The 24,237-nt window shown below is 67.6% G+C and carries 20 protein-coding genes and 1 tRNA gene; 6 read left to right on the top strand and 15 right to left on the bottom strand.

Features of this window, described 5'->3' with window-relative positions; all coding sequences use genetic code 11:
* Positions 1 to 112: 112 nt before the first annotated feature.
* Both LRR16_RS10890 and LRR16_RS10885 read left to right on the top strand, forming a co-directional pair.
* Complete coding sequence (locus LRR16_RS10890; protein WP_232205847.1) at positions 113 to 1,078, top strand: LysR family transcriptional regulator; 966 nt, start codon at positions 113 to 115, stop codon at positions 1,076 to 1,078.
* Positions 1,079 to 1,245: 167 nt separating this feature from the next.
* Complete coding sequence (locus LRR16_RS10885) at positions 1,246 to 1,932, top strand: hydrolase (protein WP_006578570.1); 687 nt, start codon at positions 1,246 to 1,248, stop codon at positions 1,930 to 1,932.
* Between the two features lie 57 nt (positions 1,933 to 1,989).
* Here the strand turns inward: LRR16_RS10885 and LRR16_RS10880 are convergent, their stop codons facing one another.
* The 9 genes from LRR16_RS10880 to LRR16_RS10840 all read right to left on the bottom strand — a co-directional run bounded on the left by LRR16_RS10880 (position 1,990) and on the right by LRR16_RS10840 (position 12,789).
* Complete coding sequence (locus tag LRR16_RS10880) at positions 1,990 to 4,431, bottom strand: DNA polymerase II (RefSeq protein WP_232205846.1); 2,442 nt, start codon at positions 4,429 to 4,431, stop codon at positions 1,990 to 1,992.
* 174 nt (positions 4,432 to 4,605) lie between these two features.
* Positions 4,606 to 5,382, bottom strand: coding sequence for a type II CAAX prenyl endopeptidase Rce1 family protein (locus LRR16_RS10875; RefSeq protein ID WP_232205845.1), 777 nt, complete (start codon positions 5,380 to 5,382; stop codon positions 4,606 to 4,608).
* 53 nt (positions 5,383 to 5,435) lie between these two features.
* Positions 5,436 to 5,648, bottom strand: coding sequence for a KTSC domain-containing protein (locus LRR16_RS10870; protein WP_006578331.1), 213 nt, complete (start codon positions 5,646 to 5,648; stop codon positions 5,436 to 5,438).
* A gap of 75 nt (positions 5,649 to 5,723) precedes the next feature.
* Positions 5,724 to 5,802: transfer RNA gene (locus LRR16_RS10865), tRNA-Ile, on the bottom strand.
* A 61-nt stretch (positions 5,803 to 5,863) separates the two neighbouring features.
* Positions 5,864 to 8,371 carry an RNA polymerase sigma factor RpoD gene (gene rpoD, locus LRR16_RS10860; RefSeq protein ID WP_082928510.1) on the bottom strand — a complete coding sequence of 836 codons (2,508 nt, stop codon included), beginning with the start codon at positions 8,369 to 8,371 and terminating at the stop codon, positions 5,864 to 5,866.
* 285 nt (positions 8,372 to 8,656) lie between these two features.
* Positions 8,657 to 10,468 carry a DNA primase gene (gene dnaG / locus LRR16_RS10855; RefSeq protein ID WP_232205844.1) on the bottom strand — a complete coding sequence of 604 codons (1,812 nt, stop codon included), beginning with the start codon at positions 10,466 to 10,468 and terminating at the stop codon, positions 8,657 to 8,659.
* A 188-nt stretch (positions 10,469 to 10,656) separates the two neighbouring features.
* Positions 10,657 to 11,106 (bottom strand): GatB/YqeY domain-containing protein, encoded by a 450-nt coding sequence (locus LRR16_RS10850; RefSeq protein WP_064575871.1) that lies wholly within the window; start codon positions 11,104 to 11,106, stop codon positions 10,657 to 10,659.
* Between the two features lie 152 nt (positions 11,107 to 11,258).
* On the bottom strand, positions 11,259 to 11,471 hold the full coding sequence (rpsU, locus tag LRR16_RS10845) for a 30S ribosomal protein S21 (protein ID WP_006576196.1): 213 nt from the start codon (positions 11,469 to 11,471) through the stop codon (positions 11,259 to 11,261).
* 70 nt (positions 11,472 to 11,541) lie between these two features.
* Positions 11,542 to 12,789, bottom strand: coding sequence for an NAD(P)/FAD-dependent oxidoreductase (locus LRR16_RS10840; RefSeq protein ID WP_370646788.1), 1,248 nt, complete (start codon positions 12,787 to 12,789; stop codon positions 11,542 to 11,544).
* 220 nt (positions 12,790 to 13,009) lie between these two features.
* Here LRR16_RS10840 and tsaD point away from each other — a divergent pair, with 220 nt between their 5' ends.
* Positions 13,010 to 14,044, top strand: a complete 1,035-nt coding sequence (gene tsaD / locus LRR16_RS10835; protein WP_064575865.1) for a tRNA (adenosine(37)-N6)-threonylcarbamoyltransferase complex transferase subunit TsaD — start codon at positions 13,010 to 13,012, stop codon at positions 14,042 to 14,044.
* Between the two features lie 89 nt (positions 14,045 to 14,133).
* On the opposite strand, the gene folE2 is transcribed toward tsaD, so the two are convergent.
* From folE2 to LRR16_RS10815, 4 genes are all read right to left on the bottom strand, one after another.
* The gene (gene folE2 / locus LRR16_RS10830) at positions 14,134 to 14,949 is read right to left on the bottom strand and encodes a GTP cyclohydrolase FolE2 (protein ID WP_232205843.1); all 816 of its coding nucleotides are present in this window, start codon (positions 14,947 to 14,949) and stop codon (positions 14,134 to 14,136) included.
* A gap of 207 nt (positions 14,950 to 15,156) precedes the next feature.
* Positions 15,157 to 17,094, bottom strand: coding sequence for a 1-deoxy-D-xylulose-5-phosphate synthase (gene dxs / locus LRR16_RS10825; protein ID WP_232205842.1), 1,938 nt, complete (start codon positions 17,092 to 17,094; stop codon positions 15,157 to 15,159).
* Between the two features lie 71 nt (positions 17,095 to 17,165).
* A complete protein-coding gene (locus LRR16_RS10820) occupies positions 17,166 to 18,050 on the bottom strand; it encodes a polyprenyl synthetase family protein (protein ID WP_232205841.1) in 885 nt (294 codons plus the stop codon).
* Entirely contained in the window at positions 18,047 to 18,331 is a 285-nt protein-coding gene (locus LRR16_RS10815; protein WP_006578972.1) for an exodeoxyribonuclease VII small subunit, read from the bottom strand. The genes LRR16_RS10820 and LRR16_RS10815 overlap by 4 nt, the downstream gene beginning before the upstream one ends.
* Before the next feature lie 337 nt (positions 18,332 to 18,668).
* Between LRR16_RS10815 and LRR16_RS10810 the strand changes: the two genes are divergently transcribed.
* The 3 genes from LRR16_RS10810 to LRR16_RS10800 all read left to right on the top strand — a co-directional run bounded on the left by LRR16_RS10810 (position 18,669) and on the right by LRR16_RS10800 (position 22,157).
* Positions 18,669 to 19,772, top strand: a complete 1,104-nt coding sequence (locus tag LRR16_RS10810; protein ID WP_006578973.1) for an aromatic ring-hydroxylating dioxygenase subunit alpha — start codon at positions 18,669 to 18,671, stop codon at positions 19,770 to 19,772.
* A gap of 310 nt (positions 19,773 to 20,082) precedes the next feature.
* Entirely contained in the window at positions 20,083 to 21,003 is a 921-nt protein-coding gene (locus LRR16_RS10805) for a DMT family transporter (protein ID WP_232205840.1), read from the top strand.
* Positions 21,004 to 21,278: 275 nt separating this feature from the next.
* Complete coding sequence (locus LRR16_RS10800; RefSeq protein WP_064575849.1) at positions 21,279 to 22,157, top strand: sulfurtransferase; 879 nt, start codon at positions 21,279 to 21,281, stop codon at positions 22,155 to 22,157.
* Positions 22,158 to 22,207: 50 nt separating this feature from the next.
* Here LRR16_RS10800 and LRR16_RS10795 read toward each other — a convergent pair whose 3' ends face one another.
* Both LRR16_RS10795 and LRR16_RS10790 read right to left on the bottom strand, forming a co-directional pair.
* On the bottom strand, positions 22,208 to 23,032 hold the full coding sequence (locus LRR16_RS10795; protein ID WP_006579668.1) for a ZIP family metal transporter: 825 nt from the start codon (positions 23,030 to 23,032) through the stop codon (positions 22,208 to 22,210).
* Between the two features lie 262 nt (positions 23,033 to 23,294).
* The gene (locus LRR16_RS10790) at positions 23,295 to 24,170 is read right to left on the bottom strand and encodes a dienelactone hydrolase family protein (RefSeq protein ID WP_232205839.1); all 876 of its coding nucleotides are present in this window, start codon (positions 24,168 to 24,170) and stop codon (positions 23,295 to 23,297) included.
* Between the last annotated feature and the right edge of the window lie 67 nt (positions 24,171 to 24,237).

Below are 24,237 nucleotides of genomic sequence, written 5' to 3'. Positions count from 1 at the left end.
CCCACGGCCGCTATCTTGCTCAAGGTTTGGCCCGCGCACATCACCCGCCTGTAGGGTTGATCGGCATCTTCGCTACCATTCGGCCTTTGAACAGCACCACGGCGGATCCGGCATGGAACTCAGACAACTGCGCTACTTCGTCTCCGTGGTGCAGCACGGCAGCATGGGCAAGGCGGCGCTCGAACTGGGCGTCGTCACCTCGGCGCTGAGCCAGCAGATCAGCCGGCTCGAGAGCGAGCTGTCGACGCGGCTGCTGCAGCGGACCTCCAGCGGCGTGCTGCCCACCGATGCCGGCCTCGCCTTCTGGCGCCAGGCGCAACTGGCGCTGCGGCATATCGACGACGCCGCGGAGGCCGCGCGGCATGCGCGCCTGTCCGGCCATGTCAGCGTCGGGCTCGCCCCTACCACCGCCAGCGTGCTCGGCCTGCCCTTCATGCGCGCGATGGCCGAGCGCTACCCCGACGTGCGGCTGCGCATGGTCGAAAGCCTGTCGGGCTATCTGGCCGCGATGCTGAACGCGCGCCAGATCGATCTGGCGATGCTGTTCAACGACGAACCCGCGCAGCGCTGGACCGTGCAGCCGCTGCTCGACGAACGGCTGTTCGTGATCGGCGTACGCTCGCTCGCCGGCATGCCCGACGGCGAAGGCGTGGCGATGGCCTCGCTGGCCGGCCTGCCGCTGGTGCTGCCGAGCGGCACGCATGGACTGCGCGCGCTGGTGACCAGCTGCTTCCATGACGCCAAGGCACAGCCGCGCATCGTCGCCGAGGTCGACGGGCTGGCGGTGCTGATGGACGCCGTGCAGGGCGGCCTCGCCGCGACGATCCAGCCCGGCGCGGCGCTGGCGCGCACCCACAGCGACCGGCTGGCCAGCGTGCCGCTGCTCGACGAGCGCGCGGTCCGGCCGAACCTGCTGGTCAGCCTGAACGACGACGAACTGTCGCCCGCCGCGCTGGCCGCGCGCGTGGTGCTGACCGATGTCGCGCGCACGCTGGTGCGCAAAGGGAAATGGCCGGGTGCGACGCTGTGCGACGGAACTGCCGGCACGGTCGACGACGGCGGCGTTGCCACGGGCTGAAAGCGCCGCCGATCTCAATTCAAATATACTGAACAACTTCTTCTCAAACCGGCCGGCTCTGCGGTTTCCTTGGTCCGTATAGTTCACCCCATCGCAGCACGACACCGAAACGAGGCGCGCCGCGACGGATTCAACGAATTTCACAAAAACTGACCAAAGGAACCACCATGTCGAACCCGAAGCTCGAAGTCCTGACCCCGCAAAACAGCCAGCTGATCATCATCGACCACCAGCCCCAGATGGCCTTCGGCGTGCAGTCGATGGACCGCCAGCTGATGAAGAACAACGTGGTGGGCCTGGCCAAGGCCGCGAAGATCTTCGAGATTCCGACCGTCATCACCACGGTCGAGAGCGAATCGTTCTCGGGCTACACGTATCCGGAACTGCTCGATGTGTTCCCGAACCAGAAGACGCTCGAGCGGACCTCGATGAACTCGTGGGACGACCAGAAGGTGCGCGACGCGTTGGCCGCCAACGGCCGCAGGAAGGTGGTCGTTGCCGGGCTGTGGACCGAGGTCTGCAACACCACGTTTGCGCTGAGTGCGATGCTGGAAGGCGACTACGAGATCTACATGGTGGCGGACGCATCGGGCGGCACCTCGAAGGACGCGCATGATTACGCGATGCAGCGGATGATCCAGGCCGGCGTGGTGCCGGTGACCTGGCAGCAGGTCGCACTGGAATGGCAACGCGACTGGGCGCGCCGCGGCACCTACGACGCGGTGATCGGCATGGCGCAGCAACATTCGGGTGCCTACGGCATGGGCATCGACTACGCCTACACGATGGTCCACAAGGCCGCGCAGCGCACCGCCACGCCGCACGAGTCGATCGCGCCGGTGGCGGCGAACTGAACGACTGAACGACTGAACGACTGAACCGACGCGACGCCGCGCCGGCGGCTGGAACAGTTAGAACAGCCCCAGTTGCCGGCTGACCACGTTGTCGAAGGCGTCGCCGACGAAGGGCAGGATCGCGTCGGCGACCGGCTGCAGCTGCCGGGTCAGATAGTGGTCGTAGTCGATCGGGGCCCGCCGCACCTCCAGCGGTTCCGGGCCCGCGATCGTCATCACGTACTGGATCCACGCGCCCTGCCGGTATTGCAGCGGCCGGCCCCGCTCACGGTTGAAGTCGTCGGCGACGCGCGCCGCGCGCACATGCGGCGGCACATTGCGCTGGTAGTCGTCCAGCTGCCGGCGCAGGCGCTTGCGATAGACCAGCAGCGCATCGAGCTCGCCGCGCAGCAGCCTGGCGACGTAATCGCGGACGTAGTCCGCATACGGCTCGCCCTGGAACACACGCCGATACAGCTCCTGCTGGAACGCCTGCGCCAGCGGCGACCAGTCGGTGCGGACCGCCTCCAGGCCCTTGAACACCATCTGCTCGCTGCCGTCGGCACCACGCACCAGGCCCGCATAGCGCTTCTTGCTGCCGTCCTCGGCGCCGCGCACCGTCGGCATCAGGAAGCGCCGGTAGTGGGTCTCGTACTGGATCTCCAGCGCGCTGTCGAGGCCGTACTGCCGACGCAGATGCTCGCGCCACCAGCCGTTGATGTGCGCGACCAGTTCGCGCCCGATGCGGTCCGCCTCCTCGTCGGCATGACGGCGGCCGAGCGCGACGAAGGTCGAATCGGTATCGCCGTAGATCACGGTATAGCCGCGCCCCTCGACCAGCTCGCGCGTCCTGCGCATGATCTCGTGGCCGCGCATCGTGATCGACGACGCCAGCCGCGCGTCGAAGAAGCGGCAGCCCGTCGAACCCAGCACGCCGTAGAACGCGTTCATGATGATCTTCAGCGCCTGCGACAGCGGCTTGTTGCCGTCGCGCTTGGCGGCGTCACGGCCCTGCCAGATCTCGGCGACGATGGCCGGCAGCGCGTGGCTGTCGCGCGAGAAGCGCGCGCCGCGAAAGCCGGGCACCGTGGCCGCCGGGTCGTCGCTGTGCATACCCTCGACCAGCCCGACCGGATCGATCAGGAAGGTGCGGATGATCGACGGATACAGGCTCTTGTAGTCGAGCACCAGCACCGAGTCGTACAGCCCGGGGCGCGAGTCCATCACGAAGCCGCCGGGACTGGCCTGCTCCGGCTGGTCGCCAAGGTTCGGCGCCACATAGCCGAGCCGGTGCATGCGCGGCAGGTACAGATGCGTGAAGGCGGCCACCGAGCCGCCGCTGCGATCGGCCTCCAGGCCGGTGACGGTGGCGCGGTCCAGCAGGAACTGCAGCAGCTCGGCCTTTTCGAAGATGCGCGTGACCAGCTCGCAGTCCTTCAGGTTGTAGCGCGCCAGCGCCGGCTTGTCGGTCGCGAACATGCGGTCGATCGCGTCCATCCGGTCGTAGGGATCGTCGATGTCCTTGCCCTCGCCCAGCAGCGAGCGCGCGACGAACTCCAGGCTGAACGAGGCGAAGCTCCAGGTCGCCGACCGCATCGCCTCGATGCCGTCGATGATCAGCCGGCCCGGCAGCGCGGCGAAGTAATGGTGCTCGCGCGTGCCGTGCTGCCGCCATTCGAGTGGCGCGCCGCCGCGGCCCAGGCGCAGCGGCACCTTCAACTGCTCGGCATGCTGGCGCAGCACGCGCAGGTCGAACTGCACCAGGTTCCAGCCGATGATCGCGTCGGGGTCGTGCCGGTCGAACCATTCGATCAGCCGGTGCAGCATGTCGGCGGGACTGTCGCAATATTCGAGGTGGAAATCGACGCCGGGGTCGAGGCGGGGGTCGAGGCGGGGATCTTGCGTGCCGGCATCGCTGCCGGTCGGCGGGCCAAGCATCAGCACTGTGCGGTCGCCGCAGCCTTCCAGCGCGATCGAATAGAGATCGCCCTGCATGCTGGTCTCGATATCGAGCGACACGCAGCGCAGCCGCGGGCGATAGCTGGCGGCCGGCTTGATCTGCACGTCGACCAGCGCGCCGTCCGCGTCCGGCCGGCCGGAAAACTGTACCGGCGCGGTGATGAAGCGCTCCATCAGATAGCGCTCCGGCGGGCGGATGTCGGCCTCGTAGACGTCGATGCCGGCCTGCCGCAGCGTCTTCTCGATGCGCAGCAGCTGACGGTAGTGGCGGCAATAGACGCCGATGACCGGCCGCAGCCTGAAGTCCTTCAACGCCAGGGCCTTCACTTCCGCCTGCGGCTCGCCGCTCAGCAGCGCCTCGACGCGCGGGCGCTGCTCCTCGGGGACAAAGGCGACGCACGGCTGCGGCGGCAGGCGCAGGCGCCGCGGACCGTCATCCGTGGCCAGCCAGATCTCGATCTCGGTGCCGGCCGGCATGTCGTGCCAATGGCGGGTCAGGATGAAGCCGTGCTGCGGCGGGGCCACGGTGGGGTGTCGGGAAACGTTCGAGGATGCGGGCATCTGCGGCGCGGGCGGCCGACAGTCGGCGGCGAGTCTACCATGGGGCTTCGCCGCTCATTGGCCCGCTCATTGGCCCGCTCGTTGGTCCGCTCATTGGCCCGCTCGTTGGCCCGCTCATTGGTCCGCTCATTGGTCCGCTCATTGGTCCGCTCATTGGTCCGCTCATTGGCAGGTTCACCTGCCGACGAGCGCGGCCATCGTCAAATGCGCCACCACATGCGCGATGATCGCCGCCTCAAGGCCGTAGCGCCAGAACAGCAAGCCGGCGATCAGCCCGAAGGCCGCGTTGGCCGCCGTCAGATGCAGCACCACCGGCCACGCCAGCGGTCCGGCGAGCGCTGCGGCCGCGGGCAGATGCGCGAGCCCGAACACCAGCGCGCTGATCGCGATGGCCATCGATACCAGCACCGGACCCGGCGTGCCGGCGCCTCGCTGCAGCCCCCGCCACAGCATCCACACCAGCAGGCTCATCAAGCCCCAGCGCACCAGCACTTCCTCGGTCACGCCGCCGTAAAGCAGCCGCACGGCCAACGGCATCGACACGTTGTGGACCGGTGCCGCCGCTTGCGGCGCCGTGGCAATCAAGGCCCACAGCAGCACGCCCGCAAGCAGGCCGCCGAGCAGGCCCGGCAAGCACTGCGGACGCAGCGCGCGCCACGGCGCCCCGCCCGACGCGAGCGCCGCGATGGCGGGCGCCCGCAGCCCGACCTTGCCGGCCAGCCTCGCCCCGACGAACGCCGCCAGCGCGAGCAACAGCGCGCTCTGCACGCCGCTGGCCAGGCCGACCGCCCACATCGGCACCGGAAGGCGCTGGTGCTGCAGCAGCACGGGCACGCCGAGCCAGACCATGGCGATCACGCCGGGAAGGCCCGCGCACCAGGTCAGCAGGAACAGGCGGCGGGTCGGATTGCGCGCGGGAAGCGGCTTGGTGTCGATGGCTTGCGTCTGCATTGTTCTTGTGGAATCTGCCAACGGCGCTGGTAACGGATTGGCCAGCCGATTGGCTACCGAATCTGCTCGTACTCGTAGGCGCCGAGGATGTAGTCGTTCAAATACCCGCCCTTCGACGAGGCATCCATGAAATCGCGATGGACGCTGGCCGGGACGCCGAAGTAGCGATAGAGATTGCCGCTGACGAATTCGACGAAGAGCTTGCGCCCTTGGTAGTCGTAGCCGATCGCGGCCACGACGGACGATTCGACGGGTTCGAGATGCATGGCTGCGGTCCTCGTGCAGGCCTGAAGCGCAAACAAAAAGGGGTTACGTTCGCACGTAACCCCTTTTTACTACAGTGGTGGGCCTCCCGTGAGTCGAACACGGCACCAACGGATTATGAGTCCGCTGCTCTAACCAGGCATGAGCTAGAGGCCCCAAAAACCGGTCCCAATAGCCGCCGCACTATGGATGCTTGCCGGCCATCAGGGCAGTTCTATCAGCTGCCTTCCAGGAAGCTCTTCAGCTTGTCGGAGCGGCTCGGGTGGCGCAGCTTGCGCAGTGCCTTGGCCTCGATCTGACGGATCCGTTCACGGGTGACGTCGAACTGCTTGCCGACCTCTTCCAGCGTGTGGTCGGTGCTCATTTCGATGCCGAAGCGCATGCGCAGCACCTTGGCTTCGCGCGGCGTCAGCGAGTCGAGCACGTCCTTGACCACGTCGCGCATCGAGCCGTGCAGCGCGGCCTCGGCGGGCGCCAGCGTGTTGGTGTCCTCGATGAAGTCGCCCAGATGGGAATCGTCGTCGTCGCCGATCGGCGTTTCCATCGAGATCGGCTCCTTGGCGATCTTCATGATCTTGCGGATCTTGTCCTCGGGCATCTCCATCTTCTCGGCCAGCGTCGCCGGATCCGGCTCGTTGCCGGTTTCCTGCAGGATCTGGCGCGAGATGCGGTTCATCTTGTTGATCGTTTCGATCATGTGCACCGGGATACGGATGGTGCGCGCCTGATCGGCGATCGAACGCGTGATGGCCTGACGGATCCACCAGGTCGCGTAGGTCGAGAACTTGTAGCCGCGGCGATATTCGAACTTGTCCACCGCCTTCATCAGGCCGATGTTGCCTTCCTGGATCAGGTCGAGGAACTGCAGGCCGCGGTTGGTGTACTTCTTGGCGATCGAGATCACCAGACGCAGGTTGGCCTCGGTCATCTCGCGCTTGGCCTCGCGGGCGCGCTTCTCGCCCTCGGACATCTTGCGGTTGACTTCCTTCAGTTCCTTCAGCGGCAGCACCACGCGCGCCTGCAGGTCGATCAGCTTCTGCTGCAGCTCGTGCACGGCCGGCACGTTGCGCTCGACAATCGTGCTGTACGGCTTGTTGTCGGCGACGACCGTGTGGATCCAGTCCAGGTTGGTCTCGTTGCCCGGGAAGCGGGCCACGAAGTCGGCGCGCGGCATGCCGCACTTGTCGACCACGATGTTCAGGATCGCGCGCTCGAGCTTGCGCACTTCGTCGACCTGGCCGCGCAGCGTGTCGCACAGGCGCTCGACGTTGCGGGCGGTGAAGCGGATGCCCATCAGCTCGTTCTGGATCGCTTCCTGCGCCTTGATGTAAGGCTTGGACTTGTAGCCTTCCTTCTCGAAGGCGCGGCGCATCTTGTCGAACTGGTCGGCGATCACGCGGAATTTTTCCAGCGCGGCAACCTTGAGCTCTTCCAGCTGGCGTGCCGAGGCACCGCCGCCGGCGGCGTCGTCATCGTCTTCCTCGTCGGCTTCCTCGTCGTCCGATTCCAGTTCCTCGTCGTCCGAGGCAGCGGCGGCCGCCGGCGTCACGCCGACTTCCTCGACCGCTTCCTCGGCGTTCGGATCGATCAGGCCGTCGACGAACTCGTCGATCTTGATCTCGTCATTGGCCACGCGCTCGGCGTGCGCCAGGATCTCGGAGATCGTGACCGGGCAGGCCGAGATCGCCATCACCATGTCCTTCAGGCCGGCCTCGATCCGCTTGGCGATCTCGATTTCGCCTTCGCGGGTCAGCAGCTCGACGGTACCCATCTCGCGCATGTACATGCGGACCGGGTCGGTGGTGCGGCCGAATTCGGAGTCGACCGTCGACAGCGCGGCTTCGGCCTCTTCCTCGGCCTCTTCCTCGCTGGTGGCGGACGGGGCATTGTCGTTGAGCAGCAGCGTCTCGGCATCCGGCGCCTGTTCGTAGACGGCGATGCCGATGTCGTTCAGCGTCGCGACCAACGTGTCGATCGTTTCCGAATCGACCATGTCGTCCGGCAGGTGATCGTTGATCTCGGCGTAGGTCAGGTAGCCACGCGACTTGCCCAGCTTGATCAGCGCCTTGAGCTTCTGGCGGCGCGCCTCGAGCTCTTCCTCGGTGCCCTGCTGGGCCGAGGCAAACTCCTTGAGCAGCGCCTTTTCCTTGGCCTTGCGGTCCTTGGCCTTCTGCTTCTCGGTCTTCGGGGCGGCCGCCGGCGCGGCGGCACGCGTGTCGTCTTCGTAAAGCTCGTCGTTCACGTCGTCAGTATGGCTGTCGTCTTGCAGCATCTCGGCCTTGGGCTTGCGGCCGCGCTTCTTCGGCTCCGGCGCGACGGCCGCAGCGGGACGCTGGGATGCTACGGGTGCGGAGGTGGCGGCGCGCGCCTTGGACGCCGCCGCGGTCGCGCCGGACTTGGCGCTGGCGGTCTTGGCGCCGGCGGCTGCCGTTCGCTTGCTCTCGACTTCGGTGTTCTGCTGTTTCGCCACGGGGATACTCTTGCCTTTAACAGGTTCGGACGCGGCACGTTTGCCGCCCGCTGTTGCCGTATGCGCGCTTGCGCTCGCGCTTGCATTGGCGTTCTTGCCGCTCTCGCGTGCCGAAGTCGAGGGCTGTTTCTCGGATGCGCGGGTTCTGGTGGGTGTCGTCGTTGCGGCCGCCTTGGCGGGACGCGCTGACTTGGCTGGCGCAGACCTGGCTTGCGTCGCAGATCGCGTGGCGGGCTTTTCCGCCGCGGCTTGCATCGACGCCTTGCCGCTCCCCGCTCGGGGAGCCTTAGTGGAAACCTTTTCGGTTGCTTTGGCCTTTGCCATTGGCACGCTCACTTTCACCAGAACTGGAGAGAAAGATTTCGCAATCCAAACCGGCTATTGTAGCACGTCGCCACTAGCCGGCCTTCCCGACAGGTGAGGTTTTCACCTGAAAAATCAAGGCTTAAGCCCAAAACCAACGGACTTTGCCTTGTTTATGCTGTCCTTCTGCCACCTGGCCGCGTACCTGTTTCCGGTATGGCGGCCGAATTCCGTTTTTCAACCAAGGCGCTTGCGCCGGTGGATCTCCGCGATCAGCCAGCGCATGCGCGTCTTGCCCGCCTCGTCGGCCGTGCCGTTCTCGACCGCCGACTGCAACTGCGCCAACTCCCGCTGCAGCGGCTCGACCAGCAGCTTGGCGATCGCCGCGTCGAATTCCAGCGTCGCCGGCTCCTCGTCGATGTCCTCGCGCAGCACGCCGGCGCGCACATTGGCATAGACGTCGGCGAACGGCGACTGCGCCAGCTGCTCGCTGAAGGCGGCGAAGTTGACCTCGCCCTGCAAGGCGTCGCAGCTGGCGACCAGATGGGCCAGCACTTCGGAGCCGCCGGCCTCGGCATCGAGCAGCAGCGCGCGCGCATCGTCGTCGAGCCGCGCCGACAGCGCCGGATAGCGCATCAGCAGTTGCAGCACGCGCTGCTCCAGCCCGGCGGGCGCCTGCCGCCGCGCCCGCGCGCGCGGCTGGGCGAAGCGGCCGACGCGCGCGGCATCGCTGCCCAGGCCGCACACCGCCTCGATCTCCGCCGGCGTGGTGCCGGTGGCCTCGGCCAGCTCGCGCACGATCTGCAGGCGCAGGCCGCCGGGCGGCATCGCCTTGAGCAGCGGCTTGGCCTCGTACTGCGCGCGCGCACGGCCCTCTGGCTGCCGCAGGTCCTGCTCCTCGGTCACGCATTGCAGCAGGAAGCGCGACAGCGGCATCGCATCGCGCACCTGCGCGGCGAAGGCCTCGGTGCCTTCCTCGCGGACGTAGCTGTCGGGGTCGTGCTCGGCGGGCAGGAACAGGAAGCGGATGGTCTTGTTGTCGGCGACATAGGGCAGGCACGCCTCCAGCGCGCGGCGCGCGGCACGGCGCCCGGCGGCATCGCCGTCGAACGAGAACACCACCGCGTCGGTCTGGCGCAGCAGCTTCTGCACATGCACGGGCGTGCAGGCGGTGCCCAGCGTGGCCACCGCATTGGCAAAGCCCAGTTGCGCCAGCGCCACCACGTCCATATACCCTTCGACCACCAGCACATAGCCGGTTTCCCGGATCGCATGCCGCGCCTCGAACAGCCCGTACAGCTCGGTGCCCTTGCTGAACAGCGGCGTTTCGGGCGAGTTCAGGTACTTGGGCTCGCCCTGGCCCATCACGCGGCCGCCAAAGCCGATCACCTGCCCCTTGGTATTGCGGATCGGGAACATGATGCGGTCGCGAAAGCGGTCGTAGCGGCGCGGCTTGCCGTCGGCATCGCGCTTTTCGCTCTCGATCAGCAGGCCGGCCTCGATCAGCGGCCCCGCGATCGCGTCGTCGCGATAGCTGCCGAACACCGACTCCAGCCCCTGCCAGTCGTCCGGGGCATAGCCCAGGCCGAACTGCGCGGCAATCTCGCCGGTCAGGCCGCGACCCTTCAGGTACTGGATCGCCCCGGGCGCTCCGCGCAGCTGGCGCCGATAGAACTCGCTGGCCCGCGTCATCGCGTCGGACAGCGCCAGCGACTTCGCCTGCTGTTCGGCACGCTGGGCCGGCGGCAACCGGTCGCGCTCTTCGGGCACCGACAGGCCGACCGACTGCGCCAGTTCGCGCACCGCGTCGGGATAGCTCTGCCCGGAATATTCCATCAGGAAGCCGATGGCCGACCCATGCGCGCCGCAGCCGAAGCAATGGTAGAACTGCTTGGCCGGCGACACTGTGAACGATGGTGACTTCTCGTTATGGAAGGGGCACAGCCCCATGAAGTTCGCGCCGCCCTTCTTCAGCTGGACATACTTGCCCACCACATCGACGATGTCGACGCGGTTCAGCAGGTCCTGAATGAAGGATTGCGGAATCACCCGGTTGGCCGTCCTGACGACGCGGCCGCCGCAAACTTCGGGCGGCCCTTGTAGAAATGCAAGCCGGGCGGTGTCTCACCCGGCGAAGAGTGAAATTATTGTAGTGCGTCGATCGCAGCTTGCCAGAAATTTGTGACTGTATTGCCACTATGCGGCACCGCCGCAGGCGAACGCACTGGCGCTGGGCGCTATTTGGCGGTCAGCGCCGCCTTGACCTGGGCCGACACGGCGCTCATATCGGCGCGGCCCGCCAGCCGGCCCTTCAACAGGGCCATGACCTTGCCCATGTCCTGCGGACCCGCGGCGCCGCTCTCGGCCACCGCGTTGGCGACTTCGGCCGCCACTTCGGCGTCGGACAGCGCAGCCGGCATGTAGACCTGCAGCACCTCCAGCTCGGCGCTCTCCTTGTCCACCAGGTCGGTGCGGCCAGCCTGCTGGAACTGCGAGATCGAGTCCTTGCGCTGCTTGATCAGCTTCTCGACCACCGCCAGCACGGCAGCGTCGTCCAGTTCCGTCCGCTCGTCGACTTCACGCTGCTTGATCGCTGCCAGCAGCAGCCGGATCGTGCCGAGCCGCTCCGACTCGCGCGCCCGCATGGCGGCCTTCATGTCATCGGTGATTCGTTGCTTGAGGGACATGGCAATCTTTCCAGGTGGACTCGTCAGCACAAAACGATAACGAGCGAGGGCGGACAGGGAGGCGGAGCACCAACACAAAAACCCGCCGGAGCGAGGCCCACAGCGGGTCTGGATGCTGACGCGGAAAGGCGTTCAGCCGATCGACCGGTCGATCAGTACAGCTTCTTCGGCAGCATCTGGCTGCGAATGCGCTTGTAGTGGCGCTTCACCGCCGCCGCCTTCTTGCGCTTCCGCTCTGCCGTCGGCTTTTCATAAAACTCGCGCGCCCGCAGTTCAGTAATCAAACCGTTCTTTTCGATGGTGCGCTTGAAGCGTCGCATCGCAACTTCAAACGGCTCGTTTTCTTTGAGGCGAATCGTGGTCATGTGCCAAAAGTGGAGTTAGCGGTTTTACGAAGATTTGGAGTCTAGCACGAAATTCGTCAAGCGTGCCGGTTTACGGCTCGGGTTTACCACTGAGATCCGGCCGCGCCTTCGGCGCCTCGGCGATGGTCCGCACGTTCTCCGCGACCGCCTTGCCAGCCGCCACACCAGACGCCCAGGCCCACTGGAAATTGTAGCCGCCGAGCCACCCGGTGACGTCGACCACCTCGCCGATGAAGTACAGATTCGGCACCGAGCGCGCCATCATCGTGCTGGACGACAGCGCTCGCGTGTCAACCCCACCGCGCGTGACCTCGGCCTTGCGGTAGCCCTCGGTACCGGACGGCACCAGCTGCCAGCGGTTCAGCGCCTCGCCCAGCTTGCGCAGCGCCTTGTCCGGCAGATCGTGCGGCAACTTCGCGGCGTCGAGCCCGGCGGCGCGGCACCAGGCGTCGGCCAGGCGCGCCGGCATCCGGGCGGCCAGCAGGTTGCCCAGATGCTTGCGGGTGCCGTTCTTGGCCTCCAGCAGCCAGGCCGCGGCGTCCTCGCCCTCGAACAGGTCGATCGTGATCGGCGTGCCGGGGCGCCAATAGCTGGAGATCTGCAGCACCGCCGGGCCGGACAGCCCGCGGTGCGTCCACAGCAGGTCCTCGCGAAAGGCGCCGGCCTCCTTGCCCTTGCCGGTGGCGATATCGACCTCGCGGGACAGTCCCGCCAGCGGCGCGAACGGCTGCCAGGCGGCGCCGTCGAAGGTCAGCGGCACCAGCGCGGGCCGCGTTTCGACCACCGGCAGGCCGAACTGGCGAGCGATCCGGTAGCCGAAATCGGTGGCACCGATCTTGGGGATCGACAGCCCGCCGGTGGCGACCACGAGGGCACCCGCCCGCACCGGGCCATCAGGCGTCAGCAGCAGAAAGTCGTCGCCTTCCCGGCGAATCTCGGCGACCGTGCAGCCGGTGCGCCAATGGACCTGTCCCGCGCCGCACTCGGCCCGCAGCATCTCGATGACCTGCTCGGCGCTGTCGTTGCAGAACAGCTGGCCGCGATGCTTTTCGTGCCAGTCGATCTGATGGCGCCGCATCAGCGCGAGGAAATCCTGGGGCGTATAGCGCGCCAGCGCCGAGCGGCAGAAATGCGGATTGTCGGACAGGTAGTTGGCCGGCCCGGCGTGCAGATTGGTGAAATTGCAGCGCCCGCCGCCGGAGATGCGGATCTTCTCGGCGAGCCGCGTGGCATGGTCGATCAGCACGACGCGGGCGCCCTGCTGGCCCGCGACCGCGGCACACATCATGCCGGCCGCCCCGGCACCGAGCACCGCCACGTCGTAACGTCGGGCCCCGGAGGACGGCGAGGACGGCGACGACGGCGACGGGCGGCGCGATAATGGGCGCGCCGCTGGCTGCGCTGCTGAGTGCGACTCTGACATGACGATCCTGCTGGAGAATCGGCGATTGTAGCGAAAAGCGCGCAGCGGCCCGCTGTGCTACCCTCGCAGGCTTTGCGCCGCGGCCCTGGCGCTTCGCCTCCATCCGCACCACACCATGCTCGTTCTCGGCATCGAATCCTCCTGTGACGAAACCGGCCTGGCCCTCTACGACACCGAGGCCGGCCTGCTCGCGCACGCGCTGCACTCGCAGATCGCGATGCATCGGGACTACGGCGGCGTGGTACCCGAACTGGCCTCGCGCGACCATATCCGCCGCGTGCTGCCGCTGCTGCAACAGGTGCTGGACGAGGCCGGACGCCAGCGTGGCGACATCGACGCGATCGCCTTCACGCAGGGGCCGGGACTGGCCGGCGCGCTGCTGGTCGGCGCCTCGGTGGCCAATGCGCTGGGATTCGCCCTCGATGTGCCGATGCTCGGCGTGCACCATCTGGAGGGCCATCTGCTGTCGCCGCTGCTGACGCCGAATCCGCCCGCCTTCCCCTTCGTCGCGCTGCTGGTATCGGGCGGCCACACGCAGCTGATGGAGGTGCGCGGCATCGGCGACTACGCGCTGCTTGGCGAGACGCTGGACGACGCGGCCGGCGAGGCCTTCGACAAGACCGCCAAGCTGCTGGGCCTGGGCTACCCCGGTGGCCCCGAAGTGTCGCGGCTGGCCGAGTTCGGGCTGCCCGGGGCGTACGAACTGCCGCGGCCGATGCTGCATTCGGGCAATCTCGACTTTTCGTTCGCCGGCCTGAAGACCGCGGTGCTGACGCAGGCGCGCAAGCTCGGCAACATCTGCGAGCAGGATCGCGCCAATCTGGCGCGCGCCTTCGTCGATGCGATCGTCGACGTGCTCGCGGCCAAGTCGATGGCGGCGCTGAAGGCAACCGGCCACAAGCGGCTGGTCGTCGCCGGCGGCGTCGGCGCCAATCGCCAGCTGCGCGAGCGGCTCGACGAACTGGCGGCCAGGCGGCGCGCGCAGGTCTTCTATCCGGACCTGGCCTTCTGCACCGACAACGGCGCGATGATCGCGTTCGCCGGCGCAATGCGGCTGCAGGCCGCGCCGCAACTGGCGCAGCGCGAGTACGGCTACGGCGTCACGCCGCGCTGGGACCTGGCGGATCTGCGGCTGCCGGCTGCGCAGTGATCCGCGCCTGATCCGCGCCCGCCCGCGCGCGCGCTGCATCAATGAAAAACGCCACCCGGTCGGGTGGCGTTGTCGTTTGCGTCGCTCGCTCAGGCAGCCAGCTGGCTCAGCCGCTTGTCCCGCTCGATCACCGCATAGGCGCTGTGGTTGTGGATCGACTCGAAGTTCTCGGCCTCGAGCACGTAGGCCACGATGCGCTCATCGGCATTGAGCCGCATCGCGATATCGCGCACCAGGTCCTCGACGAACTTCGGATTCTCGTAGGCGCGCTCGGTCACGTACTTCTCGTCCGGACGCTTGAGCAAACCCCACAGTTCGCACGAGGCCTCTTCCTCGGCCATCCGCACCAGCGCCTCGACCGGCAGGTCGGCCGCCAGCTCGACGCACATCGTGATGTGCGAGCGCTGGTTGTGCGCGCCGTACTGCGAGATCTTCTTCGAGCACGGGCACAGGCTGGTGACCGGCACCAGCGCCTTCAGCCAGACCCGGGTGACGCCATCGCGCGCTTCGCCGATCAGCGTGACCTCGTAGTCCATCAGCGAGGCGACGCCAGACACCGGTGCGACCTTGTTGATGAAATAGGGGAAGGTGACCTCGATACGGCCGGCCTGCGCCTCGAGCCGCTGCAGCATCTTGTCGAGCAGTTCGCGGAACGACGCCAGGTCGAGCGGCTCGCGCTCGTCCTCGAGCAGCGCAACGAAGCGCGACATGTGGGTGCCCTTCTGGTCGGCGGGCAGGTGCACGTCGAGGTTGAAGGTGCCGACGGTCGGATGCACGCCGCTGGGGGTACGCATCGTGAGCGGATAGCGCACGCCACGCACGCCGACACGCTGGATCGGAATCTGACGCGTGTCCAGGCTCGATTGCACGTCGGGCATCACGAAGGCCGGATTGATGTCATTCATGACGGATTTCCTCGGTTTCCTTTACGGTCGCGGCATCTTCGCAGTCCACCTTGCCGCGCAACGAGTGTGAAACCACGGGCGCGCCGGAAAACACGGCGGCGCCAGCCCGCAGCTGCGAACACGAAAACCAGCGATTCTAAGGGAATTCGGGTGATGCCGCCCGCACCGGGCTGGCAGCCGCCGGTGCGGGGGCGTGCGGACGCCCGCTCAGGCGGCCTTGGTTGCCGCCGCGGATGCGGCGGACGCGGCCGTGGCGGCGGGCATCGTCAGGCCGAAACGCTCGCGTACCGAGCGCTCGATGCCGGCCGCATCGAGGCCGCATTGCGATAGCAGGAAGGCGGGATCGCCGTGATCGACGAAGTGGTCCGGCAGGCCCAGCTGCAGCACCGGGATCTCGATGCCGGCCGCGGCCAGCGCCTCGAGCACCGCGCTGCCGGCGCCGCCCATCACGACGCCCTCTTCCACCGTGACCAGGTAGTCGTGCTCGCGCGCCAGCGTCTTCACCAGCTCCACATCGAGCGGCTTGACGAAGCGCATGTTGGCCACCGCGGCGTCGAGCTTGTCGGCCGCGCCCAAGGCGGGATGCAGCATCGAGCCGAACGCCAGCACGGCGACCCGCTGGCCGGCGCGCGCGCCGCAGCTGCGGCGCATCTCGCCCTTGCCGACCGGCAGCGTGTCGAGCGAGGCCTGCGTCGCCACGCCCGGGCCCGCGCCGCGCGGATAGCGCACGGCGGTCGGACAGTCCTGCGCGAAGGCCGTGCTCAGCAGCTGGCGACACTCGTTCTCGTCCGCCGGCGTCATCACCATCATGTTGGGGATGCAGCGCAGATAGGGAATGTCGTAGGCACCGGCGTGGGTCGCGCCATCGGCGCCGACCAGGCCAGCGCGATCCAGTGCGAACACCACCGGCAGGTTCTGCAGCGCGACGTCGTGGATCAGCTGGTCGTAACCGCGCTGCAGGAAGGTCGAGTAGATCGCGACCACCGGCTTCAGGCCCTCGCACGCCATGCCGCCGGCGAAGGTCACCGCATGCTGCTCGGCGATGCCGACGTCGTAGTAGCGGTCCGGAAAACGCTGCTCGAATTCGACCAGACCCGAACCTTCGCGCATTGCCGGCGTGATGCCGATCAGCCGCGGATCGGCCGCGGCCTGGTCGCACAGCCATTCGCCGAACACCTGCGTATAGGTCTTGCGTGCCGGCTTGGCGGCCGGGCGGATGCCTTCGGCCGGATTGAACTTGCCGGGGCCGTGATAGAGGATCGGGTCGGCCTCGGCCAGCTTGTAGCCCTGGCCCTTCTTGGTGACGACATGCAGGAACTGCGGGCCGGCGCCTTCCAGCGCGCGGCGGCGGATGTTCTGCAGCGTCGGCACCAGCGAATCGAGATCGTGGCCGTCGATCGGCCCGATGTAGTTGAAGCCGAATTCCTCGAACAGCGTGGCCGGCACCACCATGCCCTTCGCATGTTCCTCGAAGCGCTTGGCGAACTCGAGCACCGGCGGCGCGACCGACAGCACGCGCTCGATGCCCTTCTTGGTCGCCGCATAGAACTGGCCGCTGAGCAGGCGCGCCAGATGGCGGTTCAGCGCGCCGACCGGCGGCGAGATCGACATGTCGTTGTCGTTGAGCACCACCACCAGCGGCAGGTCCTTGTAGACGCCGGCGTTGTTCATCGCCTCGAAGGCCATGCCGGCGGTCATCGCGCCGTCGCCGATCACCGCGATCGACACGCGCTGCTCGCCCAGCGTGCGGGCGCCGAGCGCCATGCCGAGCGCGGCCGAGATCGAGGTCGACGAATGCGCGGTACCGAAGGTGTCGTACTCGCTTTCGCTGCGGCGGGGAAAGCCCGAGATGCCGTTCCACTGGCGCAGCGTGTTCATGCGCTCGCGCCGCCCGGTCAGGATCTTGTGCGGATAGCTTTGATGGCCGACGTCCCACACCAGCCGGTCCACCGGGGTGTCGAACACATAGTGCAGCGCGATCGTCAGTTCGACCGTGCCGAGATTGGACGACAGGTGGCCACCGGTCTGCGAGACCGACTCCAGCACGAAGGCGCGCAGTTCGTCGGCCAGCGTGGCCAGCTGGCGGCGGTCGAGCTTGCGCAGGTCCGCGGGGTCGTCGATGGTATTGAGCAATGCGTAAGTCATGGTATCCGTCCTGCCGCCGGATTCTCCCGTCCGGCTCGTCGTTTTACGGCGATCGGTCGCGCGGCCCGCTGTCAATGCGTGCGCAGCACGATCAGGTCGGCCAGGTCCGCCAGCCTTGCCGCGCGGTCGCCGAATTCGCCCAGCGCCTTGCGGGCGTCGTCGCGCAGCCGGGCGGCCAGTTCGCGGGCCGGTTCCAGGCCAAGCAGCGACACATAGGTCGGCTTGTGCTGCTCGGCATCCTTGCCGGCGGTCTTGCCCAGTGTGGCGGTATCGGCGGTAACGTCCAGAATATCGTCTACCACCTGGAACGCCAAACCGATCGCGGCGGCGTAGCGGTCCAGCGCCGCCAAGCCCGCCCCGTCGATGCGGCCGCACAGCGCGCCCATGCGGATGCTCGCGCGCAGCAATGCGCCGGTCTTCATCCGGTGCATCGTCTCCAACTGGTCCAGCGACATCGCCTGGCCGACGTGCTGCAGGTCGATCGCCTGGCCGCCGGCCATGCCGGCCGAGCCCGAAGCGCGCGCCAGTTCGCCGACCAGCCGCAGCCGCGCGGCCGGTTCCAGCGTATCCGCCTCGGCCAGCACGATGAAGGCCTGGGTCTGCAGCGCATCGCCGACCAGCAGCGCGGTGGCCTCGTCATAGGCCTTGTGCACGGTCGGCCGGCCACGGCGCAGGTCGTCGTCGTCCATGCAGGGCATGTCGTCGTGCACCAGCGAATACGCGTGGATCATCTCGACCGCGCAGGCCGCGGCATCGCAGGCGCTCGGGTCGGCGCCGCCGACCTCGCCGGCCGCATGGACCAGCAGCGGGCGCACCCGCTTGCCGCCGCCCATGGCCGCGTAGCGCATCGCCTCGTGCAGCCGCGCCGGCAACCGGTCCGCGGCCGGCAACGCGGCCGCCAGCGCCGCCTCGGTACGGGCGGCGCGGTCCTGCATCCACTGCGCGAAGGCGGTCATTCGGTATCTGCCTGGCTGCCGGGCTCGGCCAGGGGCTTGAGCGCGTCGCCCTCGAGCACCTTGACCTGCTGCTCGATGCGCTCGAGCATCTGCTGGCAATACTTGACCAGTTCGGCACCGCGCCGGTAGGCCGCCAGCGATTCCTCCAGCGGCAACGCCCCGCTTTCCATGCTGGTGACCAGCGCTTCGAGCTCGGCCATGGCGGCCTCGTACGAGGCTGGCGGCGCGCTGGTGGGAACCTGGTCGCCGTCGCCGGCCGGCACGGTGGTTGTCTTTGGCATATGGGGTTTTGATCCAGAAACCGCGATTTTACGGCAAATCGTCCCGGCCAAGCCCGAACCGATGGGGGGATCGGCGCGGCCCGGCCGGCACACCGGGCGGCATCGCGTGTTCGTGAGCACAAAACGCCACATTGAGGCCGGCCAATGTTCGCGGCCGCGCCAAAAAGGCAAAAAAATCAGGCCCTTATCCCCGGGCTGGGGTACAATCCCCGGTTCGTCAGCGAAAACCGCGGCACCATGCCACGGGCTCCCGGTCTGACCGTCTTTCCCATATCGATTTCAATTTCGATGGTTGGGTTGTTCACTGCTTTCGCCTGTTTATTAGGGAGTGGGGATAATGTCCAATCTCAGCACCGCGCTGAAGCTTGCGCCGGCTGATACACAGCTGCCCGTCCGTGCGTACTTCGACGAGGCCTTGCATCAACAGGAACTGGATCTGCTGTTCAAGAAGGGCCCCGCCTATGTCGGCCACGCGCTGATGGTGCCCGAAGTCGGCGACTACCATACGCTGGCCGCCGAGGAAGAAGGCCGCATGCTGGTGCGCAATCCGGAGGGCATCGAGCTGATGTCCAACGTCTGCCGCCACCGCCAGGCCATCATGCTGAACGGGCGCGGCAACGCCTCCAATATCGTCTGCCCGCTGCACCGCTGGACCTACGATCTGAAGGGCGAGCTGCTCGGCGCGCCGCATTTCGCCCAGCAGCCCTGCCTGCACCTGAAACGTTCGCCGCTGCAGAACTGGAACGGCCTGCTGTTCGAGGGCGAGCGCGACGTGCGCGCCGATCTCGCACGCCTCGGCGTCTCGCAGGACCTGAACTTCGACGGCTACATGCTGGACCACGTCGAGGTCCATGACTGCGACTACAACTGGAAGACCTTCATCGAGGTCTATCTCGAGGACTACCACGTCGTGCCCTTCCACCCGGGCCTGGGCAGCTTCGTCTCCTGCGACGACCTGAAGTGGGAGTTCGGCGAGCAGTACAGCGTGCAGACCGTCGGCCTGCACGCCGGCCTGAAGCGGCCCGGCAGCGCGACCTACCAGAAGTGGCACGACGCCGTGCTGCGCTTCAACAACGGCGAGCTGCCCAAGCATGGCGCGATCTGGCTGACCTACTACCCGAACGTGATGGTCGAGTGGTACCCCAACGTGCTGGTCATCTCGACGCTGCACCCGATGGGCCCGCGCAAGACCCGCAACGTCGTGGAGTTCTACTACCCCGAGGAAATCGTGCTGTTCGAGCGCGAGTTCGTCGAGGCCGAGCGGGCCGCCTATATGGAGACCTGCATCGAGGACGACGAGATCGCCGAGCGCATGGATGCCGGGCGGCTGGCGCTGATGAAGCGCGGTGAGAACGAGGTCGGCCCGTACCAGTCGCCGATGGAAGACGGCATGCAGCACTTCCACGAGTGGTATCGGCGCGCGATGGGATCGGCTGCTTGAGCGTCAAATGAGCGTCCAACGAGCGTCGAATGAGCGCCAAATGAGCATCAAATGAGCGGCGGGCACCGTGCCCCGCGCTCCGGCAAAACGGACCGCCACGGCGGTCCGTTTTCATTCGCGGCCGCGTAGCCGCCGCTGCCAAGCACGCAATGGGCGATGACCGCCCATCGGACTTTGGTGCAATGCATCAGCACTGCTACAATCGGCTCGCCAAAGCGGCTGCCACCTCACTTGCCGCCCGGCACGCTGCCGCGCCGCGAGGCGCCGCGCCGCGGTTCCCGAATTCCCGCCGTCCTCGCCTTCCCTCGCCATGCAATCGCTCTGGATGCTGTTCGCCGCCTTCTCGTTCTCGCTGATGGGGGTGGGCGTCAAGCTGGCTTCCGAGATGTACACCACCGGCGAGATCGTCTTCTACCGAAGCCTGATCAGCATGCTGATCATCTGGGCGATCCTGGCCTCCAGCGGCATCTCGGTGCGAACGCCGCATATGACCACGCATATCAAGCGCAGCCTGTTCGGCGTGACCGCGCTGATGCTCTGGTTCACCTCGATCAGCCTGCTGCCGCTGGCCACGGCGATGACGCTGAACTACATGTCGCCGGTCTGGATCGCGCTGATCGTCGGCGCCGGCGCGGCGCTGGCGGGCACCGCCGGCGGCGCGGACCGCAAGCTGATCGGCGCCATCGTGATGTCGTTCGCCGGGGTGATCTGCCTGCTGCAGCCGTCGGTCGGCAAGGATCAGCTGACCGGCGGCCTGGTCGGGCTGATCTCCGGCATGTTCACGGCGCTGGCCTATGTCGAGGTGCGGCAGCTCGGCCAGCTGGGCGAGCCCGAAGGCCGCATCGTGTTCTATTTCTCGCTGGTCGGCACGCTGGCCGGGGTGGTCTGGATGATGTTCTCGGGCGTCAGCAGCCACACCTGGCACGGCGCCGGCCTGCTGCTGGGCATCGGCATCCTCGCCACCCTCGGCCAGACCGCGATGACGCGCGCCTACAAGCGCGGCAACACGCTGCTGACCGCCAATCTGCAATACGCCGGCATCGTGTTCTCGAGCCTGTGGGGCATGATGATCTGGGACGACGCGCTGAACTGCCTGTCGTGGCTCGGCATGGGCCTGATCATCGCGAGCGGCATCGCCACCACGCTGACCCGCGCGCGCGAGAGCACCAGCCAGCCGACGGCGGCGACGCCGGTCAAGTCGGCCGAGGCGGAGGTGCATCCCGAGGTGTAGGTCTCGAGGCCCTGGAACTCCCCTCTCCCGCTTGTGGCAGAGGGCTCGGGGGAGAGGGAGGCGGCGGTGGATCCGCGAACGTCAGCGGCAATGGCCAACGCCCTCTCCCTCTCCCCGGCCCTCTCCCGCAAGCGGGAGAGGGAGAACACCCCGGCGAATGGGCTAGGCGAGCAGGCCTGCCCCCCCGCGTCAGCCTCGCTCCGATGGCGGCAGGCGCCACTTTCGGCGATCATCGGAATTCCTCGACGATCCGTCGCCACTAGACAGGTTTTACGATGCCCCAAGCCGTTTGGACCACGCTGATCTCCTGCGCCGATCTGCAGGCGCTGCGCCAGGATGCGGGCCGGCACAGCGTGCTGATCGATTGCTCCTTCGACCTGGCCGATCCGGCCGCCGGCCGCGCGGCCTACCACCAGAGCCATCTGCCCGGCGCCTTCTACCTGCATCTGGACAACGAGCTGTCGGGCGAGAAGACCGGCCGCAACGGCCGTCATCCGCTGCCCGATCCCGACGCGCTGACCGCGCGCCTGCGCGCGCTCGGCGTCAACGACGACACCCAGGTGGTCGTCTACGACGCGCAGGGCGGCATGTACGCCGCGCGCGCCTGGTGGCTGCTGCGCTGGATCGGCCATCAAGCGGTGGCCGTGCTCGACGGCGGCAAGCAGGCCTGGGTCGCGGCCGGCCTGCCGCTGGAGAGCGGCACCACGCCGGAACCGGAAGCGCACGCGGGCGGCCATCTGACGCGCCGGCCGTCGCTGGTCGGCACGGTCGATGCCGATACGCTGATGGCCAATCTGCAGTCGCCGAGCCTGCAGGTGGTCGATGCCCGCGCGCCGGATCGCTTCCGCGGCGAGAACGAAACGCTGGACCCGGTCGGCGGCCATATCCCCGGCGCGGTCAACCGCTGCTTCAAGGACAATCTGCAGCCCGACGGCCGCTTCAAGCCGGCCGAAACGCTGCGCGGCGAATTTGGCGGCGTGCTGGGCGCGACCCCGGCCGAGCGCGCGGTGATGCAGTGCGGCTCCGGTGTCACCGCCTGCCACAACCTGCTGGCGCTGGAAGTGGCGGGACTATCGGGCGCGGCGCTCTACCCCGGCTCGTGGAGCGAGTGGTGCGCCGATCCGGCGCGGCCGGTCGCGACCGGCGAGCGGTAAGCCGGCGCTAGCGACGGCAGCCGCCCGCGTGGCGCGGCGGCTGCAACAGCTCAGTGGTCGGCATGCGCGTGCGCATGGCCGGCTCCGCCATGGCCCGCCTCGCCGTGGCCGTGGTGATCGTGGACGCCGTCGGTCACCCAGACGATCGCCGCGATGCCGGCGGCCACCAGCACCACCTGCACGATCGACTCGCGCCAGCGCGGCTTGCGCTGCATCTGCGGCATCAGGTCGCTGACCGCGATATAGAGGAAGCTGCTGGCGGCGATCACCAGCACATACGGCACCCAGCCGCTCATCTCGTCGAGCAGGAAATACCCGACCAGCCCGCCCGCCACCGCGGCCAGGCTCGACAGCAGATTGAAGGCAAAGGCGCGCGCCTTCGAGAATCCGGCATTGAGCAGCACGATGAAGTCGCCGACTTCCTGCGGGATCTCGTGGGCGGCGATCGCCAGCGCGGTGACGATGCCGATCTTGGGATCGGCCAGGAACGCCGCGGCGATCACGATGCCATCGGCAAAATTGTGGAAGGTATCGCCGACCAGGATCGTCAGGCCGCTGCGGCCAGCCTCCTCGCGATCATGGCCGTGATGGTGATGATGGCCGTCGCCCTCGTGATGGTGCGAATGGCGCAGCAGCGAGATCTTTTCCAGCAGGAAGAAGCCGAGCAGGCCAGCGAGCAGCGTGCCGAACAGCGCGCGCGGATCGGCGCCCGAGGCGAACGCCTCCGGCAACGAATGCAGCAAGGCGGTGGCCAGCAGCACGCCGACCGAAAAACTGACCATGCGCTCCACCGCGCGCGACGCCGCGGTCAGCGACAGCAAGGCGGCACCGAGAATGCTGCCCACGCCGGAAATCGTGGTGGCCAGCAGGATCAAGACGAGCGTGGAAAAGATGATGGGCTCCCGGAGGGTTCGCCCCTGCCCGTGTCGCGGGCCGCGCGGCCAGGCCGCATCGGTCCGTATAAACGCAACACTGTTGCAAGAGGCGCAAAGCCCGCATTGTACGGAGGTCGGGGGATTTTGCAATGGGCCGGGCTTCCGTTGCGGAAGCCGGCGCGTCACCGGGAACCGCCCGCTTGCCGCGGATATCCCCAAAATGGGTACGAACGTACCGAATCTGGGGATATGCCGGGAAGCGCTACGCCACCCCGTGCTCCTTGAACCACGCCAGGCACTTCTGCCATCCGTCCTTCGCGTCCGCCTCGCGATAGCTGGGCCGGTAGTCGGCATGGAAGGCGTGGCCGGACTCGGGGTAGACGATGAACTTCGAGGCCTTGGCGGCCGGATTGTTGGCCGCCGCCAGCGCCGCCTTCATCCTGTCGACGGCTTCCAGCGGGATGCCGGTGTCCTTGCCGCCGTACAAACCCAGTACCGGCGCCTTCAGCTGCGCGGCGATATCGACCGCATGGCGCGGCTGCAGCGGCGTGGTGTCGCCGCCGAGCCGGCCATACCAGGCGACGCCGGCCTTCAGCTGCCTGCTGTGCGCGGCGTAGAGCCAGACGATGCGGCCGCCCCAGCAGAAGCCGGTGATGCCGAGCTTGCCGACATTGCCGCCGTTGGCGCCGGCCCATGCGACCGCCGCATCGAGGTCGCCCAGCACCTCGCTGTCCGGCGTCTTGGCGATGATCTCGCGCTGCAGTTCCTGGATCGTGCCGAAGCTGGTCGGATCGCCCTGGCGCGCGAACAGCTCGGGGGCGATCGCCAGATAGCCCTGCTTGGCCAGGCGCCGGCAGGTGTCGGCGATGTATTCGTGCACGCCGAAGATCTCGCTGATCACCAGCACCACCGGCAGGTCGCGCTTGCCTTGCGGCATCGCCCGGTAGATCGGCATCTTGAAGTCGCCGGACGGGATCGTGACCTCGCCGGCCGTCAGCCCATCGAAATCGGTCTTGATCGCCTGCGCGGTGACCGGCAGCGCGGCGGCGGCGAAGGCAGAGCCGAGGGCGGTCTTGACGAAGCTGCGCCGGTCGAACGTCTGGCCGGGAACGAGGCTTTCCACTTCGGGCTTGAGCATGCGGGTCTCCTGATGTTGGCGAACGGGCGGACGCTGCGCCAGCGGACGGGCCGGGGCATCAGGAAGG

It is taken from the genome of Cupriavidus sp. UGS-1 (assembly GCF_021213615.1).
GTDB lineage: Bacteria > Pseudomonadota > Gammaproteobacteria > Burkholderiales > Burkholderiaceae > Cupriavidus.
The sequence above is the reverse complement of the archived record's forward strand: the minus strand, read 5'-3'. Positions and strand labels throughout refer to the sequence as shown.

Coding starts and splice junctions, on each gene's coding strand:
- LRR16_RS10890 (WP_232205847.1), top strand. CDS start 113: ATGGAACTCAGACAACTGCGCTACTTCGTCTCCGTGGTGCAGCACGGC.
- LRR16_RS10885 (WP_006578570.1), top strand. CDS start 1,246: ATGTCGAACCCGAAGCTCGAAGTCCTGACCCCGCAAAACAGCCAGCTG.
- LRR16_RS10880 (WP_232205846.1), bottom strand. CDS start 4,431: ATGCCCGCATCCTCGAACGTTTCCCGACACCCCACCGTGGCCCCGCCG.
- LRR16_RS10875 (WP_232205845.1), bottom strand. CDS start 5,382: ATGCAGACGCAAGCCATCGACACCAAGCCGCTTCCCGCGCGCAATCCG.
- LRR16_RS10870 (WP_006578331.1), bottom strand. CDS start 5,648: ATGCATCTCGAACCCGTCGAATCGTCCGTCGTGGCCGCGATCGGCTAC.
- rpoD (WP_082928510.1), bottom strand. CDS start 8,371: ATGCAAGCCGCGGCGGAAAAGCCCGCCACGCGATCTGCGACGCAAGCC.
- LRR16_RS10850 (WP_064575871.1), bottom strand. CDS start 11,106: ATGTCCCTCAAGCAACGAATCACCGATGACATGAAGGCCGCCATGCGG.
- rpsU (WP_006576196.1), bottom strand. CDS start 11,471: ATGACCACGATTCGCCTCAAAGAAAACGAGCCGTTTGAAGTTGCGATG.
- tsaD (WP_064575865.1), top strand. CDS start 13,010: ATGCTCGTTCTCGGCATCGAATCCTCCTGTGACGAAACCGGCCTGGCC.
- folE2 (WP_232205843.1), bottom strand. CDS start 14,949: ATGAATGACATCAATCCGGCCTTCGTGATGCCCGACGTGCAATCGAGC.
- dxs (WP_232205842.1), bottom strand. CDS start 17,094: ATGACTTACGCATTGCTCAATACCATCGACGACCCCGCGGACCTGCGC.
- LRR16_RS10820 (WP_232205841.1), bottom strand. CDS start 18,050: ATGACCGCCTTCGCGCAGTGGATGCAGGACCGCGCCGCCCGTACCGAG.
- LRR16_RS10815 (WP_006578972.1), bottom strand. CDS start 18,331: ATGCCAAAGACAACCACCGTGCCGGCCGGCGACGGCGACCAGGTTCCC.
- LRR16_RS10810 (WP_006578973.1), top strand. CDS start 18,669: ATGTCCAATCTCAGCACCGCGCTGAAGCTTGCGCCGGCTGATACACAG.
- LRR16_RS10805 (WP_232205840.1), top strand. CDS start 20,083: ATGCAATCGCTCTGGATGCTGTTCGCCGCCTTCTCGTTCTCGCTGATG.
- LRR16_RS10800 (WP_064575849.1), top strand. CDS start 21,279: ATGCCCCAAGCCGTTTGGACCACGCTGATCTCCTGCGCCGATCTGCAG.
- LRR16_RS10790 (WP_232205839.1), bottom strand. CDS start 24,170: ATGCTCAAGCCCGAAGTGGAAAGCCTCGTTCCCGGCCAGACGTTCGAC.